Annotated in this window: 16 protein-coding genes; 9 read left to right on the forward strand and 7 right to left on the reverse strand. The window is 65.6% G+C overall.

Annotation, left to right across the window (positions count from 1 at the left end):
* Window positions 1-26 precede the first annotated feature (26 nt).
* From Q358_RS16310 to Q358_RS0101595, 3 genes are all read left to right on the forward strand, one after another.
* Window positions 27-1,400, forward strand: coding sequence for an MATE family efflux transporter (locus tag Q358_RS16310; RefSeq protein ID WP_051530117.1), 1,374 nt, complete (start codon window positions 27-29; stop codon window positions 1,398-1,400).
* Window positions 1,401-1,499: 99 nt separating this feature from the next.
* The gene (locus Q358_RS0101590) at window positions 1,500-2,810 is read left to right on the forward strand and encodes a short-chain fatty acid transporter (RefSeq protein WP_027960433.1); all 1,311 of its coding nucleotides are present in this window, start codon (window positions 1,500-1,502) and stop codon (window positions 2,808-2,810) included.
* Window positions 2,811-2,876: 66 nt separating this feature from the next.
* Window positions 2,877-3,401, forward strand: coding sequence for an acyl-CoA thioesterase (locus tag Q358_RS0101595; RefSeq protein WP_027960434.1), 525 nt, complete (start codon window positions 2,877-2,879; stop codon window positions 3,399-3,401).
* Here Q358_RS0101595 and Q358_RS0101600 read toward each other — a convergent pair whose 3' ends face one another.
* From Q358_RS0101600 to Q358_RS0101610, 3 genes are all read right to left on the reverse strand, one after another.
* Entirely contained in the window at window positions 3,402-3,722 is a 321-nt protein-coding gene (locus Q358_RS0101600) for an I78 family peptidase inhibitor (protein WP_027960435.1), read from the reverse strand.
* A 75-nt stretch (window positions 3,723-3,797) separates the two neighbouring features.
* Entirely contained in the window at window positions 3,798-3,929 is a 132-nt protein-coding gene (locus tag Q358_RS0101605) for an entericidin A/B family lipoprotein (protein ID WP_027960436.1), read from the reverse strand.
* Between the two features lie 65 nt (window positions 3,930-3,994).
* Entirely contained in the window at window positions 3,995-4,741 is a 747-nt protein-coding gene (locus tag Q358_RS0101610; RefSeq protein WP_027960437.1) for a sulfite exporter TauE/SafE family protein, read from the reverse strand.
* A gap of 126 nt (window positions 4,742-4,867) precedes the next feature.
* Here Q358_RS0101610 and Q358_RS0101615 point away from each other — a divergent pair, with 126 nt between their 5' ends.
* Window positions 4,868-5,311: an HIT family protein gene (locus tag Q358_RS0101615; RefSeq protein ID WP_027960438.1), complete on the forward strand. Its 444-nt coding sequence runs from the start codon at window positions 4,868-4,870 to the stop codon at window positions 5,309-5,311.
* Between the two features lie 367 nt (window positions 5,312-5,678).
* Here the strand turns inward: Q358_RS0101615 and Q358_RS16315 are convergent, their stop codons facing one another.
* Entirely contained in the window at window positions 5,679-6,221 is a 543-nt protein-coding gene (locus Q358_RS16315) for a hypothetical protein (protein WP_043487453.1), read from the reverse strand.
* 241 nt (window positions 6,222-6,462) lie between these two features.
* On the opposite strand from Q358_RS16315, the gene Q358_RS0101625 reads away from it, so the two are divergent.
* Window positions 6,463-6,936: a Dps family protein gene (locus Q358_RS0101625; RefSeq protein WP_027960439.1), complete on the forward strand. Its 474-nt coding sequence runs from the start codon at window positions 6,463-6,465 to the stop codon at window positions 6,934-6,936.
* A 213-nt stretch (window positions 6,937-7,149) separates the two neighbouring features.
* Here the strand turns inward: Q358_RS0101625 and pepD are convergent, their stop codons facing one another.
* Window positions 7,150-8,610 (reverse strand): beta-Ala-His dipeptidase, encoded by a 1,461-nt coding sequence (pepD, locus tag Q358_RS0101630; protein WP_027960440.1) that lies wholly within the window; start codon window positions 8,608-8,610, stop codon window positions 7,150-7,152.
* A 34-nt stretch (window positions 8,611-8,644) separates the two neighbouring features.
* The gene (locus Q358_RS0101635; RefSeq protein WP_051530118.1) at window positions 8,645-10,849 is read right to left on the reverse strand and encodes a tRNA(Met) cytidine acetyltransferase TmcA; all 2,205 of its coding nucleotides are present in this window, start codon (window positions 10,847-10,849) and stop codon (window positions 8,645-8,647) included.
* A 363-nt stretch (window positions 10,850-11,212) separates the two neighbouring features.
* Between Q358_RS0101635 and dctP the strand changes: the two genes are divergently transcribed.
* From dctP to Q358_RS0101655, 4 genes are all read left to right on the forward strand, one after another.
* A complete protein-coding gene (dctP, locus tag Q358_RS0101640) occupies window positions 11,213-12,322 on the forward strand; it encodes a TRAP transporter substrate-binding protein DctP (RefSeq protein ID WP_027960442.1) in 1,110 nt (369 codons plus the stop codon).
* A gap of 98 nt (window positions 12,323-12,420) precedes the next feature.
* Complete coding sequence (locus Q358_RS0101645) at window positions 12,421-12,924, forward strand: TRAP transporter small permease subunit (protein ID WP_027960443.1); 504 nt, start codon at window positions 12,421-12,423, stop codon at window positions 12,922-12,924.
* A complete protein-coding gene (locus tag Q358_RS0101650) occupies window positions 12,921-14,249 on the forward strand; it encodes a TRAP transporter large permease (protein WP_027960444.1) in 1,329 nt (442 codons plus the stop codon). The genes Q358_RS0101645 and Q358_RS0101650 overlap by 4 nt, the downstream gene beginning before the upstream one ends.
* Window positions 14,250-14,462: 213 nt before the next feature.
* Window positions 14,463-16,100, forward strand: coding sequence for an ABC transporter permease (locus tag Q358_RS0101655; protein ID WP_051530132.1), 1,638 nt, complete (start codon window positions 14,463-14,465; stop codon window positions 16,098-16,100).
* Here Q358_RS0101655 and Q358_RS16320 read toward each other — a convergent pair.
* A complete protein-coding gene (locus Q358_RS16320) occupies window positions 16,020-17,138 on the reverse strand; it encodes an ABC transporter ATP-binding protein (RefSeq protein ID WP_084286398.1) in 1,119 nt (372 codons plus the stop codon). The two genes, Q358_RS0101655 and Q358_RS16320, sit on opposite strands and share 81 nt — an antisense overlap.
* Window positions 17,139-17,311: the final 173 nt, after the last annotated feature.

Here is a 17,311-nt window from a genome sequence, read left to right on the forward strand (position 1 = left end):
GGCTTGTCACCCTCGGGAGCCCCTTCGTGAGCCGCTCGGACACTTCGTCACCCGGGGCCGTGCGCCGGCGTATCTTGACGCTGGCCTGGCCAATCATCCTTTCCAATATCACCGTGCCGCTGTTGGGGCTGGTGGATACCGCCGTGGTCGGCCACCTGCCGGACGCCCGCTATCTGGCGGCGGTCACCCTGGGGGCGACCCTGTTCAGTTTTCTCTATTGGGGCTTCGGGTTCCTGCGCATGGGCACTACCGGCCTCACCTCCCAGGCGGTAGGGCGCGAGAATGACTCGGATGTGCGCAACCTTCTGGGTCAGTCACTACTGTTGGCCGCGGGCATCGGTGTGGCCCTGGTCGTGTTTTCACGGCCGCTGATCACGCTGGGGCTGTGGCTGCTCGACGGCAGTGAGGTCGCCACGACGCTGGCCGCCGAGTACGCCGGCATCCGCATCCTCTCCGCACCGGCGGTGCTGGCCAACTATGCCATCCTCGGCTGGTTCCTGGGTCAGCAGAATTCGCGGGTCACCCTGTCGATCCTGGTGCTCACCAACGGCGTCAACATCATCCTCGATCTGGGGTTTGTCATCGGCCTCGGCATGACCAGCGATGGCGTGGCCTGGGCCACGGTGATCGCCGACTACACGGCACTGATCTTCGGCCTGTGGCTGGTCTCGCGCCAGCTCAGATGGCTATCGGGTGGCTTCCTGCGCAGTCGACTGCTGGCGATTGCCGCCTACGGTGAACTGTTCTCGGTCAACGCCAACCTCTTCGTGCGCACCCTGGGGCTGCTCTTTGCCATGGCCTTCTTTACCTCACGCGGCGCCGCTCAGGGTGATACCGTCCTTGCGGCCAATGCCGTGCTGCTGCAGTTCATCATGCTGACCAGCTACGCCCTTGACGGCTTTGCCCATGCCACCGAAGCGCTTACCGGGCGTTCGGTAGGCGCGAAACGCTGGGCGGAGTTCGCCCTGGCGGTGCGCAGCGCCGCCTGGTTTTCCCTGATCACCGCCGGCATCGCTTGTCTGGCCTTTGCTCGGGGTGGCGAAGCGCTGATCGCCCTGCTTACGGGTCTACCGGAAGTACGCGACACCGCCGCCACCTATCTGCCGTGGATGGTCGTCATGCCGCTGATCGCGGTATGGGGCTATCTGCTGGACGGCGTCTTTATCGGCGCCACGGCGATCCGCGAGATGCGCAACAGCATCTTTGTCGGGCTTGCCGTCTACCTCCCCGTCTGGTGGCTGGGCCAGGCATTGCTGCCCGAGGCCCTCGCCAATCATGGTCTGTGGCTCGCCTTCACCCTGTTTATGCTGACTCGCTCGGTGACGCTGGCCGCCTACTACTATCAACGACGCCGCACCGACTGGAACGAGATGGCTAGCGACGGCTGCCCTGGCGTCTAGTCCGCCTGGACCGTTGGCGAGTGAATAGCGCAAGATACTGATGCTGCGCTATTTTATGTAATGAACATCCAATAACATCCATAACAGCAAGGGATCACCATGCTCAAGGCTCTCTCCAGGCCAGCGGTCAAGCTGGTCGAACGCTATCTTCCCGACCCTTATATCTTCGTGCTGCTGCTGACCATCATCGCCGCAGTGGCCGCCATCGCCGTGGAGCGCCAGACGCCGCTGGCGGTGATGCGCATGTGGGGGGACGGTTTCTGGAACCTGCTGACCTTCTCGATGCAGATGCTGCTGGTGCTGGTCACCGGCTATATGCTGGCCAGCTCCCCTCCCGTGAAGAGGCTGCTCCAGCGTCTTGCCGCCCTCGCCAAGGGTCCCGGCGGCGCCATCCTGCTGGTCACCTATGTATCGCTGGCGGCAAGCTGGATCAACTGGGGCTTCGGCCTTGTGGTGGGGGCACTGTTCGCCAAGGAGCTGGCGCGCCTGGTGCGTGTCGACTACCGCCTGCTGGTGGCCAGCGCCTACTCCGGCTTTATCGTCTGGCATGGCGGCCTGGCCGGCTCGGTGCCACTGACCGTCGCCACCGACGGCCACTTCAGCGCCGACCAGATCGGTGTGATCGGCACCGGCTCTACCATCTTCGCCTTCTTCAACCTGGCCATCGTGGTGATGCTGTTCATCGCCGTGCCGCTGGTCAACCGCATGATGCTACCCGACGAAAAGGATAGCGTGTTCGTCGACCCCAAGCTGCTCGGCGATGATGAGGAGCCCAGGGTGCGCATTACCCGCCCCGCCGAACGCATGGAGAACAGCGTGGTGCTGGCCTGGCTGGTCGGCATCCCGGGGCTGATCTTCCTGGTCGACCACTTCTTCCTGCGCGGCGGCGGACTCAACCTGAACGTGGTCAACTTCCTGTTCCTGTTCCTGGCCATCGTGCTGCACCGCACGCCGCGCAGCCTGCTGGAGAGCCTGCATGAGGCGATCAAGGGCGGAGCCGGCATCGTCATCCAGTTTCCGTTCTACGCCGGGATCATGGCGATCATGGTGCAGTCCGGCCTGGCGGCCAGCATGTCCGAGGCACTGGTTTCCTTCGCCACCGAGACCACCCTGCCCTTCTGGACCTTCATCAGCGCCGGCATCGTCAACCTCTTCGTGCCCTCCGGCGGCGGCCAGTGGGCCGTGCAGGCTCCGGTGATGATCCCGGCCGCCCAGGCGCTGGGCGTGGATATTCCAAGGATGGCCATGGCCGTGGCCTGGGGTGATGCCTGGACCAACCTGCTGCAGCCCTTCTGGGCCCTGCCGGTACTCGGCATCGCCGGGCTCAAGGCCAAGGACATCATGGGCTTCTGCCTGATCCAGCTGCTGATCACCGGGGTGCTGATCTCCATCGGTCTGACCTGGTTCTGACCCCCAGCCACCCTGCCCCCAGGCGGGGCGGGGTGGCGCCCTGTGGATAACATCTTAGGAGAACCCATGGACGACCACGACCTGTCCGGCGCCCTGCCCGGCCAACATGAGCTGTCGATGACCGTGTTAATGACTCCCGACATGGCCAATTTCAGCGGCAAGGTACATGGCGGCGCCATCCTCAAGAAGCTCGACGAGGTGGCCTATGCCTGCGCCAGCCGCTACTCGGGCCACTATGTGGTCACTCTCTCGGTGGACCAGGTGCTGTTCAAGCAACCGATCCTCGTGGGTGAGCTGGTCACCTTCCTGGCCTGCGTCAACCACGTCGGCCGCTCCTCCATGGAAATCGGCGTCAAGGTGGTGGCCGAGGACATCCAGAACAAGCTGATCCGGCACACCAACAGTTGCTACCTGACCATGGTGGCGGTGGATGACGATGGCAAACCGGCCCCGGTGCCGCCTCTGGCGCTTACCACACAGGTACAGAAGCTACGCTTCGAGAAGGCGGCCCTGCGCAAGAAACTTCGCAAGCAGGCCGAAGAGGAGGAGCGCCGCACCCAGGTCGAACACGGCGCCAGAGAGGTAGAGTGATTAGCCGCAATTCAGGGCGGTAATGGTATCCGCCTCGTCCAGGCGAACATTGAGACGCTCGGGCCGATGGTCGAGGGTCACCGCATCGCCGGGCCGGATGACCCGCATGGCGGCCGCACCGCTCGCGGCGCGCAGTTTCTCGTCGAGTGCCTCGCTATAGGTGTGCCCGACGCGGGAATCAACGCCCTCGGCACTACACTCGCCGCCGGCTTCCACCCGGGGAGGCGGCGGCGCCGGGTCGGGGCTCGGCGTCGAATGCATGCCGCTGCAGCCGGCCAGCAACAGCCCGATAAGCACCGGTGTGAGTCTTGTCACCAACATCTGAGTTTCCTCGATCAATACCAGAAGGCCGGAGCGGCTTCACCGCTCCGGCCGTTGCATCCCCCCGGCATCGGCTCAGGAAGCGGCGTCCTGAACCGCCTCTCCGCCCTGCTCGATATCCTGGCCGGCACCGCGCACGGTATTGCAGCCGGAGAGCAGCGAAACGGCGAACAGCGCCGCCACCAGCATCATCAGTGTACGCTTCATGATTGACCTCCTTGTGAATTTCAAATGTTGCTCTCGTAATTTAGCAGCTCACGGCAAAGCGCGCCTCAGCCCAGCAGCAACCGCAGGATAATCGCCGCGATGACCGCCACGGTCAGCCACTTGACCACGAAGGCTCCCCGCGGACTGACGTTGACCCTCACCGCCAGCCAGGCTCCCGACATGCTACCGGCCGCCAGCACCAGGCCATGACTCCAGCGTACCTGGTCATTGACCAGGAAGAGGACCAGCGCCGGCAGCGTGTAGACCAGCACGATCAGCACCTTGAAGACGTTGACCTGGGCCAGGTCGATCTTGAGCATGCGATAGAGCACCACGATGAACAGGACCCCCACCCCCACCTGGATAAAGCCGCCGTAGAGACCGATCCCGAACATCGCCAGGTAGACCGCGGGGGTCAGCCGTTCTGGCGTCAGCGGACGGGTATCCAGGCGCGGCTGGGGCAGCAGCATCAGCAGCGCCGATGCCGCCATCACCACGATCAGGATCGCCTCGAACAGGGCATCGCCGGTGCGCAGGGCGAGCCAGGCCCCGACCAGAGACCCCGCCACCGCCGGCACGGAGAGGCGCAGCGAAAGCCCGAGATGGCGCGCCCCGGCGCGAAAGAAGTTATACACCGCGGAGACGCTCTGCAGGGCAATGGAAACGCGGTTGGTGCCGTTGGCCTCCTGAGGAGGCAGGCCCAGAAACATCAGCAGGGGCAGGGTGAGCATGGAGCCACCGGCAGAGAGCACATTGATAAAACCGGCCAGCGCGCCGATCAGCAGCAGGGCCAGCGCCTCGATCAGGGTCATGGGAGAGGGTCCTAGGAAATCGGAGTGCACAGCTTAGCCGCCCGGAGAGCCGAGGAAAACTCCCTGCCGTTCTGTGGCATGATGCCAGGCAGGCGATACCACCGTTGATTAACCGGGAGAGCCCCGATGAACCGCTTCGAGCCCGACCCCCGCCTGATAGAAGACAGCTACCCGATCACCGAGCTGCCGCTGTGCCAGCTACGGCTGATGGACGACACCCGCTTCCCCTGGCTGCTGCTGATTCCCCGGCGACATGGCGTCAGCGAGCTCTTCGAGCTCGGCGAAGCACAACAGCAGCAGCTTTGGCGGGAGGCGAGCCGCATCGGCCAGGCCTTCAAGACGCTGATGGAGGCCGACAAGCTCAACGTGGCGACCCTGGGCAACGTGGTAGAGCAGCTGCATATCCATCTGGTGCTGCGCCGCACGAACGACGACGCCTGGCCGGGGCCGGTCTGGGGCCAGGGAGAGCCGAAACCCTATAATCTCGATGCCCTGGCCACCATGCGCGACCGGGTACTGGCCATGGTCGAGGGGCTCGACCTGCAACCCGACGAATCGCGGGACTCTTGAGTCCTCGATCCCCCGTCGGAAGCTACCTGAAGCGCCACGATATCCGCTACCAGCCGTTCCAGGGTGTCCGGCGGCAAGGCTCTCCCTCCACGGGTCGCGGTCAGCGCCAGGCGGCTGCCCGACCCCACCCCTTCGATCCGAACCCGAACCCGATAGCCCGGCCAGCGAGAGAACACCGCCTCCAGGCGCCCCAGAGAGGCATCGGCGTAACGCACCACATAGCCGCTCGCCATCAGTGCCTCGGCAGCGGCTTCCAGGGCACAGGATGAAGACGCCCCGACAGAGAGTACCGCCGCCGGTGGCGGCGATGAAGGCGTTGCACAACCGGTCAGGAGCCCCACCGCCAGTAACGCAGTCAGCAGAGGCCTCATGGCGTACCTCTGCCGGCACGCATGGCCCTGCGCAGGTCGCCACAGAAGGCGTCGGTACTGGCGCTGCGCGCCTCTGCCAGCTCTCCGCGCCAATCGATGACCTGCAGGTCACGACTGACTCGCACCTCACTGCCGCTGACCAGCAGCGAGACCCGCTCCAGCTCGGTGGCATCACGAGTCAGGCTACCCACACCGCCGAAGCCGATCATCACCCCGCCACCGAAACCGCCGCGGCCGCCATTGAGGCCGATACCCCCGAACACACCGTGGCGCCCCCAACCATCATCGCGACTGCCATAACCGGGCAGGATACGTGTGCGCTCGGCACTCACCAGTGCCGGCGCGGTGGCGGTATGACGAATAAGAAAACCATCATTCTCCAGAGCGACTACCGCGCGTCGCAGTATCTCGTCGGCAGGCACTGCGGCGCTGCGCCAGTGGCATGCCGGCGCGGGAGGCGGGTCGGCCACCGGCAGGGTGGCAGGAACGGACTGACAACCTACGAGGGCCAGCATGGCAAGCAGGGGCCAGGGACGCATGATCTCACTCCCGAGATTGGACGACTTCAGTGTACGCAGGACAACGGCGAGGGGGAACATCGTGCCAGCACCCAGAATAGCGACGCCTCGTGGCGTGGCGGGTTGACGCGGGGCACTTGAAATCGGCCTTGCCCGCCAAGACATGATGAAACAAGGCTATGATGCTCATGGTCAGAATTCACTGTCCGCCATCGGGCGGTACGCTGATCATGGATACCCAGATAACCAAGGAGGCATTCGCATGAGCGACACCAACCGTATCGGCCTGCACGAAGCCAGCGCCAGCCAGCTGGCCGAAAAGCTCAACGAGCTGCTGGCCAACTACCAGATCTTCTACATGAACGTGCGCGGCTATCACTGGAACGTGAAGGGTCCGCAGTTCTTCCAGCTCCACGAGAAGTTCGAGGAGCTCTACACCGACCTGCTGGCCAAGGTCGATGAGGTCGCCGAACGGATCCTGACCCTGGGCCACCAGCCGCTGCACGCCTACAGCGACTATGTGACGACCTCCCGCATCGCCGAGGACAAGAACGTCTCGGACGGCAAGGCCTGCGTCGAGGGCGTGCTGTCAGGCTATCAGGTGCTGATCGAACTGCAGCGCGAGATCCTCTCGCTGGCCGCGGATGCCGACGACGAAGGCACCGCCGCCCAGGCCGGCGACTATATCCGCGAGCAGGAGAAGACCGTCTGGATGCTGGCCAGCTACCTGGCCTGATCCAGCACAGTTATCAACGGCGAGGGGCGCTGGGGGCAAGCCGAAGAGGAGGTCCTATGCCAGGGATGGCATCGGTAGCGCCCAGGGAGGGGTTCACAGCGCCTCCTCGAAGGCTTGCCGCCAGATAAGCCCCTAGCACGGCAAGCAATCTCTATAGTCCTGCCCCAGGTCCGGCGCTCGTGTGTCTGGCGACCCGCCTCGATTACCGGCGAATCACCGCGTCAGATCCTCGACCAGGGCGCGCAACAGCGTCCAGAACTCTTCCACCGAGGCGACCTCGACCCGCTCGTCCGGCGAGTGAGCGCCGCGAATCAGTGGCCCGAAGGAGATCATCTCAAGCGCCGGATACTTGCCGCCCAGGATGCCGCACTCCAACCCGGCATGAATCACCTTGACCGCCGGCTCGCTGCCCAGCGTGTCATGATGCACGCGCCGAAAACGCGTCAGCAGCTCACTGTCCCGCTGCGGCGCCCAGCCCGGGTAGCCATTCGCGAGGCGCACCTTGGCACCGATCAGTTCGAACACGGCACGCAGGCGGTCGGCCAGGTCCTGAGCGGCACTGTCATGCAGGGAGCGCACCAGGGCGCCGAGGTGGAAGCGCCCCGCCTCGAGGCCTACCACGCCCAGGTTATTGGACGTCTCCACCACGCCGGGCACCTCGTGGCTCATGCGCTCGACGCCGCAAGGAGCGGCGTGCAGCGCGGCCAGCAACAGATGGGTCGCCTGAGCGGTAAGCGGCTCATCGGCGGATGCATCAACCGCCTCGAGCGTCAGCGCCAACGCATCATCGACCCCGGCGTACTCCTGGCGCAAGGTCGCCTGCAAGGCGGCCACCTCCTCCATCGCGGCCTCCCGCTCCTCCTCGGGCAGCGTCAGTACCGCGAACGCCTCCCGCGGCAGCGCATTCCGCAAGTTGCCGCCCTGATAGGCAACCAGCCGCATATCCAGGCGCTCCAGGAGGCGCAGCGCCCGTACCAGCAGCCGATTGGCGTTACCCAGCCCCTTGTGAATATCGATCCCCGAGTGGCCACCGCGCAGGCCCGTCAGCGACAGGCGCAGCGTCACCTCGTCGTCGGCCCTGGGCGCGGCCGGCAGCTGAGCTTCCACCACCACGTCGGTGCCGCCGGCACAGCCGATAAAGACCTCGCCGCGATCCTCGGAATCGAGATTGAGAAGATAACGCCCCGTCAGCCAATCTTCGGCGAGGTTGAGCGCCCCGCCCATGCCGGACTCTTCCTCCAGGGTAAAGATCGCCTCCAGCGGGCCATGGGCAAGATCGCCATCCTCGAGAATGGCCAGGGCGGCGGCCACGCCGAGGCCGTTATCGGCGCCCAGGGTGGTATCCCGGGCACGCAGCCAACCATCGTCGCCCAGCCGGGTCTCGATGGGGTCGCGGGTAAAGTCGTGGGGATGGCCGCTGTTGGCCTGGGGCACCATGTCCAGGTGCCCCTGGAAGATCACTCCCGGAGCGTCTTCACTGCCTTTGGAGGCAGGCTTTCGAATCAGCAGATTGCCGAAGGCGTCACGCTCATGCGCCAGCCCCTGTTCGTCGGCCCAGGCCTCGAGGCGAGCCGCCAGGGCGGCCTCGTGGCCGGAGGGACGCGGGGTCTCGCAGAGGGTGCGAAAATGACGCCAGAGCGGCTGCGGTGCCAGCCGGTCGAGATGTTCGTTCATGATGTTCTCTTCCTCGGTTGCCGATCTACCTTACTCAGCATGCCGCTGTAGGGGAAGAGAGGGACAACAGTATCGCCACTGCCTCACGCAGCCGGGCGGTGGCCTGGCGTCGGCCCGGTACGCCAAGATGTCTGGCCAGGGCCTCACCGGCCAGGCCCTGAAAGCCCCAAGCCACCAGCAATACCAGATGAGGATCGTCGGGCGCCATGCCGCCGGCCAGGGCGTGGCGGACCAGCGCCTGCAGCACCGGACGGGCCAGCGCCGGGTCACGATGGCCGACGGCGATATCCTCCGCGTCCCGCCGATCGCTATCCGTCAATTCGGCGTCGCGCCCCTCCGCCAGCAGCGTGCTGGCCACCTCCGGCGCCAGGCCACGCAGCTCGAAAGCCAGCAGGCCGGGCAGGGCCCGCCGGAAGCGCTCGGCGAGCGAGCCCAGCAGCGACTCGCCACGCTGGCTGGTGGCCCGCGCCACCATCAGGGCGTGTTCACCGGTGGACGTCTCGCGGGTCAGCCCGAGACGCACGACGCGAAATCCCTGGCGCCGCCAGAAGGCAATCAGCGCCGGCTCGGCCCCGAAGCTGGCGCCCAACAGGTCGCAACCGTTCCGTCGCGCACGCTCCAGCTCCGCCGTCATCAGGGCCTGGCCGTACCCCTCGCGGCGCCGCCGGGGTGCCACGGCGATGCGTACGACCCGACGCAGGCGAGCGGTGAGGGCCTCTCGGGAGCCGGCGTGGGCGGCCAGGGACTGGGCCATAAGATGACCGCGTGGGCGGCGCTCGCCCCGCGCCACCTGCTCGGCGAGCCCCGCATCGAAGCCACCCTCATCCGCGGTCAGCACGACCCCGAGCGGTACGTCCTCCGCCGTCAGGGCGCTGACGGCGAGGCCGGGGCCATCCAGCAGCAACCGCAGATCGCTGGGAGTGGTGCGGTAGTGGGCCTGTACCAGCAGGCCGAACAGGGCGCGCAGGCGAGGTTCATCGGCGGCCAGAGTCTCCCGCGGCAACCAGTGCACGTCCCCGGCGGTTTCAGCCGGCGGTTCGAGAGGTTCGGCATCCAGCATCAGCAAGCGATGGATCAACGGCTCGAGAGGGTCATCACTCGCCCAGCGAATCGGCGTCGCCAGATGCAGCCCCCGCCACTCCGGCGTGGTGCGGTCGAGACGCTCGCGGAAACGCAGGGCGAAGCCACGCCCGGAGCCCTCATAACCATGCACCGTAGTGGCGAAGGCGATGCGCGGGAAGGCATCGAGCCACTCGCCGAGCAGCCCGGCGGGAATGGCCGCCGCCTCGTCCACCAGCAGCAGTCGGCCGGCACCGCCGACCTCACCCTGCCGGGCCAGCTCGGCCAGGGCATCGGGAGCCACGAAGCGCACCTGCCCCTGCTCGGTGGAGAAGGCGTTCCCGCGCCTCTCGCCGTGCGGGCAGAGCGTCGCCAGGCGTTCGAACAGGCTCTCCACCGCGGCGGGCCGCGGCGCGGTCACCAGCACCTCGGGCTCGCCGGCGGCCAGCCAACGGACGCAGGCGATGCCCAGGGCGGCACTCTTGCCGCGTCCCCGGTCGGCGGTGATCACCAGGGGACGACGGCGGCGCAGACGCGCCAGGCGGCCCACCGCCCGGGCCTGGTCCTCGGTCAGGCAGTCCGGATCCGCGGGCATCGCTTCGGCGGGCCCCGGGTGGGTGGGAAAACGGGGCAGCAGCGGCGACTTTCCGACATGCCAGCGGATTACCGCGTCGTCGGCCTCCAACAGGCGCGCCAGCCGGGCCAGGTAGCGGCTCGTCAGTGCCTCGGGACGCCAGGGATGCTCGGCCAGCCGCGCGTAGTCGGCATCCGGCCGGCTTCCCCACGCCCTGGGGGTCATCAGCACCAGCAGGCCACCGGCACGCAGCGTGCCGGCCAGGGCCGCGACCGCATCGGGGTCGAAGCCCGCCGCCTCGGAAACCGCATCGATGATCAGCAGGTCATGCTCGCCCCCCAGCCGGGTACGGGCCCGGGCGGGCGCCAGCCAATGCGCCGCCTCGATCCGCCGCGGCGCCTCGGGGGCGACCCAGAGGGGGGAGTGCCATCGGCCGGCTCGCCATAGCTCGCCGGCGGCCTCACAGCACGCCCGGGGCGTTCCCTGCAACCATATCAGGCCTCGCCAACGACGGAGGGCGAGCCCCGGGACCTGGTCCAGTATCACCCGGGCCGCGGCGCCCCACTCTCGCCCTTCTCTGCCTCCTTCTTCCTGCCTCTCGGTCATCGCCCTCTCCTGACACCTCTCCATGAGCCCCGGCCACTTGGCACTTTAGTCTTATGGCGATGCAGTGTTCAACGCTGGCGGCAGCCCCGAAGACTTACCTTTACGTCAACGTAATTAACATCTAACTATCTGATAAAAATATCATTCCCGAAAGCACCGCTGCCTGTACGGCCACCGGCAATGTGTCTGCTTTCTGGCTCAAAAGGCAAGGCATCGCACAAAAGCGGAATCGTCTTGCAGGCCTGCAGAGTGTTAGTTTGCAAGCGTAGTTACGAATTCGCCAATGCATCTCGTCGGCGCCCCCTGCCATCGTGCCTCGTCCGGTCGGCGCCGACGCCCGCTCAGAACCGAAGGGAAAACAATATGCAAGCACTGCGCTCCTTCACACTTACCGGCCTGGCTGCCGGCGTGGCCCTGGCCGCGCTGAGCACTACTGCCCAGGCTCAGGAAGAGTGGACCATGACCACCACCTGGCCCGACAACCTCGATCTCATCCAGATGGATCGTCACTGGGTCGAGCTGGCCAATCAGCTGGTCGGTGATGAGCTGAACATCAACTTCCGCGCCGGCGGCACCCTGATGCCCGGCAGCGAGGTCTTCGATGCCACCCAGACGGGCGCCATCGAGGCGGCCGCCGACTGGCCCGGTTACTGGGCCGGCCTGAGCCCCGCCTTCTCGCCGCTGGCCACAACGACCAGCCTGTTCAACGGCGTCGACTACCTCAACTGGATCAACCAGTGGGGCGGTTTCGAGCTGTATCAGGAGGTCTACGGCGAGTATGACATGGTCTACCTGCCCTACGGCATCACCAACAACGAGTCCGGCTTCATGGGTGGCACGCCCATCGAGAGCATCGCTGACCTGGAGGGCAAGCGCCTGCGCCTTTCCGGCCGCGATCAGGGCCGCGTACTCGAGAAGCTCGGCGGCTCCCAGGTCACCCTGGCGGGTGGCGAGGTCTACCAGGCCATTGAGCGGGGCGTGATCGACGCCGGTGAATTCTCCACGCCGGGGGTCGACTACAAGGCCGGTTTCGGCGAGGTCGCCGACTACTGGTCCACCCCGGGCTGGCACCAGTCCGCCAGCGTCTTCGGCGTGATGATCAACAAGGATGCCTGGGATGCCCTCTCCGAGGAGACCCAGGAGAAGTTGAAGATCGCCGCCGAAGCGACCATGACCTGGTCACTGGCGTGGTCCGAGCGGCAGTCCACCGAGGCGACGGTCAAGTTCAAGGAAGATGGCATGACCATCAACCAGCTGTCCGAAGAGGATCTGGCGCGCATCCAGGACATCACCAACGAGGTGATCCTGCAGGGTGCCTGCGAGGATCCGATGCACGCCAAGATCTACCACTCCATGGTCGGCTACCTGGAGCATTACGCCAACTGGCGTGATGTGACCGTGCCCTTCAACATGAGCCGCACCATGGACAACCTGCCGTCCCTCGAGAAACTCGAGAGCTGCATGAACGAGTAAGCGAACCGGGCCGGGCCCAAAGTGCCCGGCCTCCCTCTTCCGGCGGCCTCTTCAGCGCCCTGTGTTCGTCTGACAAGATCGATTCCGAGAGCCTCACCATGAACGCCATTGCCAGGGCCATCGATGCCCTAAACGAGGGGTTCGGACGCCTGATCGCCCCGCTCCTTGCCGTGATCACGCTGATCGTGATCTACGATATCGCCGCACGCTTCTTTATCGGCCGCCCCAGTGACTGGGCCTTCGATGTCACCAAGATGCTGTTCGGCGCCCACTTCATGCTGATGGCGGCCTATGGCCTGCGCCATCATGCCCATGTCGAAGTCGACGTGCTCAAGCGCCTGCTGTCCCGCCGCAAACAGGCGACTCTCGAGCTGCTCGGCTATCTGCTCTTCTTCGTGCCCTTCATCTGGATGCTGCTGACCTTCGGCTGGGCCTTCTTCGAACGCTCCCTCAGCCGCGGCGAGACCACCTACGGCATGATGTCCATCCCGGTCTACCCGGTGAAGGGCGTCATCGTCGTGGCCGCCCTGCTGCTGCTGTTGCAGGGCGCCGCCATCGTCATCCGCGCCGGCACTGAACTGCGCAAGGAAGGTGCCGCATGAGCCCCGAGATCCTCACCCTGTTCATGTTCAGCGGCCTTCTGATCGGGTTGTTCATGGGTCACCCGCTGGCCTTCGTGCTCGGCGGCGTCGCCGTGCTCGGCGCCTGGCTCGGCCCCGGCGCCAAGACGCTGGGCATCCTGATCAACAATATCTACGGCAACTCCATGGACAACTATGTCCTGGTGGCCATTCCCCTGTTCGTGCTGATGGCGCGCTTTCTCAATGATTCCGGCGTCACCGAGAAGATGTTCGACACCATGCGCCTGCTGCTCGCCAACCTGCGCGGCGGTCTGGCCCTGACCGTGGTCATCGTCTCGGTGTTGCTGGCCGCCACCACCGGCATCGTGGGTGCCTCCATCGCGGTGATGGGTATGATCGCCCTGGTCCCGATGCTCAAGTACTCCTATAACAAGGAACTCAGCGCCGGGGTGATCATGGCCAGCGGCTGCCTGGGGATCCTGATCCCCCCCAGCATCATGCTGATCCTGATGGCCAGCTACTCGCCGGTCTCGGTGGGAGCCCTGTTCGCCGGCGCGCTGGTGCCGGGGGTGATGCTGGGCGTGATGTATGCCCTCTACGTATTGATCATCTGCTTTATAAAGCCCAGCTACGGCCCGGCCGTGCCCGCCGAGGAGCGCGCCGAGACCTCCACCGGCCAGCTGCTGGTCATGCTCGCCAAGTATGTGCTGCCGCCCATGTCGCTGATCCTCGGCGTGCTGGGCTCGCTGTTTTTGGGCATCGCCACCGCCACCGAGGCCTCGGCCATCGGGGTGGCCATCGCCTTCGTGCTGTTCATGATCTTCGGCGACCGCAAGGCGTCGACCTGCTACCGCACCCTGATCGAGGCCAGCAAGACCACTACCATGGTGATGCTGGTGGTAGTCGGGGCGACCGCCTTCACCGGGGTGTTCTCCATCGGCGGCGGCATGGAGGTCATCCACGATGTCGTGATGGCCATGCCCGGCGGTAACATCGGCGCCCTGGTACTGATGCTGTTTCTGGTATTTATCCTGGGCATGTTCCTGGACTGGACCGGCATCGTGCTGCTCAGCTTCCCGATCATGCTGCCCATCGTCGACAGCATGGGCGTGGACATGCTGTGGTTCGTGGTCATGGTGGCGGTGGTGCTGCAGACCTCCTTCTTGACGCCCCCCTTCGGCTATGCGCTCTTCTATCTCAAGGGCGTGGCGCCCCCCGGGGTGGAGATCGTCGACCTCTACAGGGCGGTCATCCCCTTCGTGGCCCTGATCGTGCTGGCCTGCCTGCTGATGGCCTTCTTCCCGGTCCTGGTGACCGGCCTGCCATCGATGCTGATCGGCTACTGATCTCGCTGCGGTGAACCGCACCCCCGCCGTCAATGAACGGCGGGGGTGCGGTAACGATGATAATCCTGCGGTCAGCGGAAGTTACCTGCAGAAAACGAGCGCAACTGATACCATTTGCCGTCGTCAACGCCTCGCATTTGTCATCCTGCGCCCGCAAGGAGCCTCCCCTTGTCTCGACCCACCAGTGGCGGCCAGCCCGCCTTACCGCGTCGGCTGTTTTCCTCCTTCACTCCCTGGACCGCCCTGCTGCTCGGGGTCGCCCTGATCGTGGCACTCCCGGTGTTGGCAGTGCTGTCCCACATCCTGGTTCCCACCGATGGGGTCTGGCCGCACCTGGCCAGCACGGTGCTGCCTCGCTACCTGGTCAACACCCTGTTCCTGGTCATCACGGTGGGGCTCGGCACCCTGATCATCGGCACCGGTACCGCCTGGCTGGTGGTGATGTGCCGCTTCCCCGGTCGACGCCTGTTCGAGTGGGCGCTGCTGCTGCCGCTGGCCGTGCCGACCTATGTGATCGCCTACGCCTACACCGACTTCCTGCAGTTTTCCGGTCCGCTGCAGGGATGGTTGCGTGATCTTTTCGGCTGGGGCTTCGGCGACTACTGGTTTCCCGAGGTCCGCTCACTGGGCGGCGCGGCAACGCTGATTACCCTGGTGCTCTACCCCTACGTCTATCTGCTGGCACGCGCCTCGTTCATGGAGCAGTCGGTATGCATGCTGGATGTGGGCCGCACCCTGGGGCGTGGCCCCTGGCGACTATTCGGCAGCGTGGCGATACCCCTGTCGCGCCCCGCCCTGGTGGGTGGTGTCTCCCTGGTGTTGATGGAGACGCTGAACGAGTTCGGTGCGGTGCAGTACTTCGGGGTGGATACCTTTACCACCGGCATCTACCGCACCTGGTTCGGCCTCGGCGAGCAAGCCGCTGCGGCCCAGCTGGCCGCCTGCCTGCTGACCTTCGTGATCGCCCTGGTGCTGTTGGAGCGCTGGTCGCGGGGCAAGCGTCGCTACTTCCACACCTCCAGCCGCTATCAACAGCTCCCCGAATTTCACCTCGGCGGCATGGCCTCGGCGGGGGCCGTTCTGGCGTGTCTACTGCCGATCCTCGGCGGCTTTCTCATCCCCAGCGGCATCCTCGCCGAGCTGGCCATTCAGCAGGGCGATTCGCTATTCGGCGCCAGTTTTATCGGCTATGCCCGCAACAGCCTGATACTGGCGGCCATCGCCGCACTGGTCGCGGTGACCCTGGCGGTGGTGCTCAGCTACGGGGTGCGTCTCGATGATACCCGACTGACCCGCATGGCCACGCGCATCTCGGCCATGGGCTATGCGATTCCGGGGTCGGTGGTGGCCGTGGGGATACTGATTCCCTTCGCCTGGCTGGATAACACCATCAACACCTGGCTACTGGCGAACGGCGGAGAGGTGATTGGGCTGATCTTCAGCGGCTCGGCGTTTATCCTGATCTACGCCTATGTAGTGCGCTTCCTGGCGGTGTCGTTCAATGCCGTGGAGGCGAGCCTGGGCAAGGTAACTCCGAGCATGGATGCCGCCTCACGCACCTTGGGCCAGACCGCCACCGGGACGCTCAAGCGGGTGCATACCCCGATCATGCGCGGCAGCCTGCTGGCCGCCTGTATTCTGGTGTTTGTCGATGTGATGAAGGAGCTGCCGGCCACCATCATCCTGCGCCCCTTCGACTTCGATACCCTGGCGGTGCGCGCTCACAACCTGGCGGCCGACGAGCGGCTCGCCGAGGCCTCCACGGCCTCGCTAGCCATCGTGGTCGTGGGCATAATCCCGGTGATCCTGCTTAGCCTGGCCATGCGCCGCTCGCGCCCCGGCGGGGGCTGAGGGAAAGACAAACACCTGGGAGGGGTCCAGCCGCAGGGCGATGGGCTGCCCCTCGGCGGGCAGAAAGACTCCCGGTACCCGGGCATGGACATGCGCCTCGTCGCCGTCGGCATCATGGGCGCAGATATGCAGCAGACTGCTGCGCCCCAGCAGCTTGGCCATGACGATATGGCTGTGGGCATGGGCCTCGACCGGCACATCCAGCGTCGACACCTGCAGCGCCTCCGGCCTTACCAGCACCCGTGCGGTGCTGCCCTCGGCCAGCCAGCCGGCGTCCACGATGCCGACCGGCGTCAGCACCTTGCCGTCGCGAACCACGCCGGAGAGTTCGTTCACCTCGCCGAAGAAGGTCACCACGAAGGGGTCGCTGGGATTGCAGTAGAGCTCCCGCGGGGTCCCCACCTGCACGATATGACCGTCGCGCATCAGGGCGATGCGGTCGGCCATGAACATGGCTTCTTCGGGATCGTGGGTGACCAGCAGGGTGGCCGCCCCGACCTCCTTGAGCACGTGCAGGGTATCGTCGCGAATCTGGTCGCGCAGCCGCGCATCGAGGCTGGAGAAGGGCTCGTCGAGCAGCATCAGATGTGGCTCGGGCGCCAGGGCTCGCGCCAGCGCCACGCGCTGCTGCTGGCCACCCGAGAGCGTATGCGGATAGCTATCGGCATGCTCCCCCATGCCCAGCTGCTCGAGCAGCCTCAGGCCACGCCGTCGGCGTTCACCCGTGGGCAGATGCTTGAGACCGAAGGTGACGTTATCCCGCACGGAGAGATGGGGGAAGAGCGCCGAATCCTGAAAGGCCAGGCCGACGCTGCGCTTCTCGGGCGGCAGATGGCGACCGCCGGGACGGGCCACCTCCTCGCCTTCCAGAACGACGCGGCCACGTTGCAGTTTCTCGAGGCCGGCGGCGATGCGCAGCAGGGTGGTCTTGCCACAGCCCGAGGGGCCCAGCAGACAGACCACCTCTCCCGAGCGTATTTCCAGATCGATGCCTTTCACCACCTCGTGCTTGCCAAAGGCGTGGTGAATTCCCTGCATGGATAGCACTTGAGCGGAGGAGACTTGCGATTGTTGCGGGTTCGGCTTCATCGGACCCTCGACGTCGTGTCGGTGGAAGTGACTCCATCATAACCGATCACGAGCGCTAATGCGTTTGAAAGCGACTCGCATTCAATACTTATCTGCTTCAGCGCAAGTAATCTCGCCCCAAC

The organism is Halomonas halodenitrificans DSM 735 (assembly GCF_000620045.1).
GTDB classification, from domain to species: domain Bacteria; phylum Pseudomonadota; class Gammaproteobacteria; order Pseudomonadales; family Halomonadaceae; genus Halomonas; species Halomonas halodenitrificans.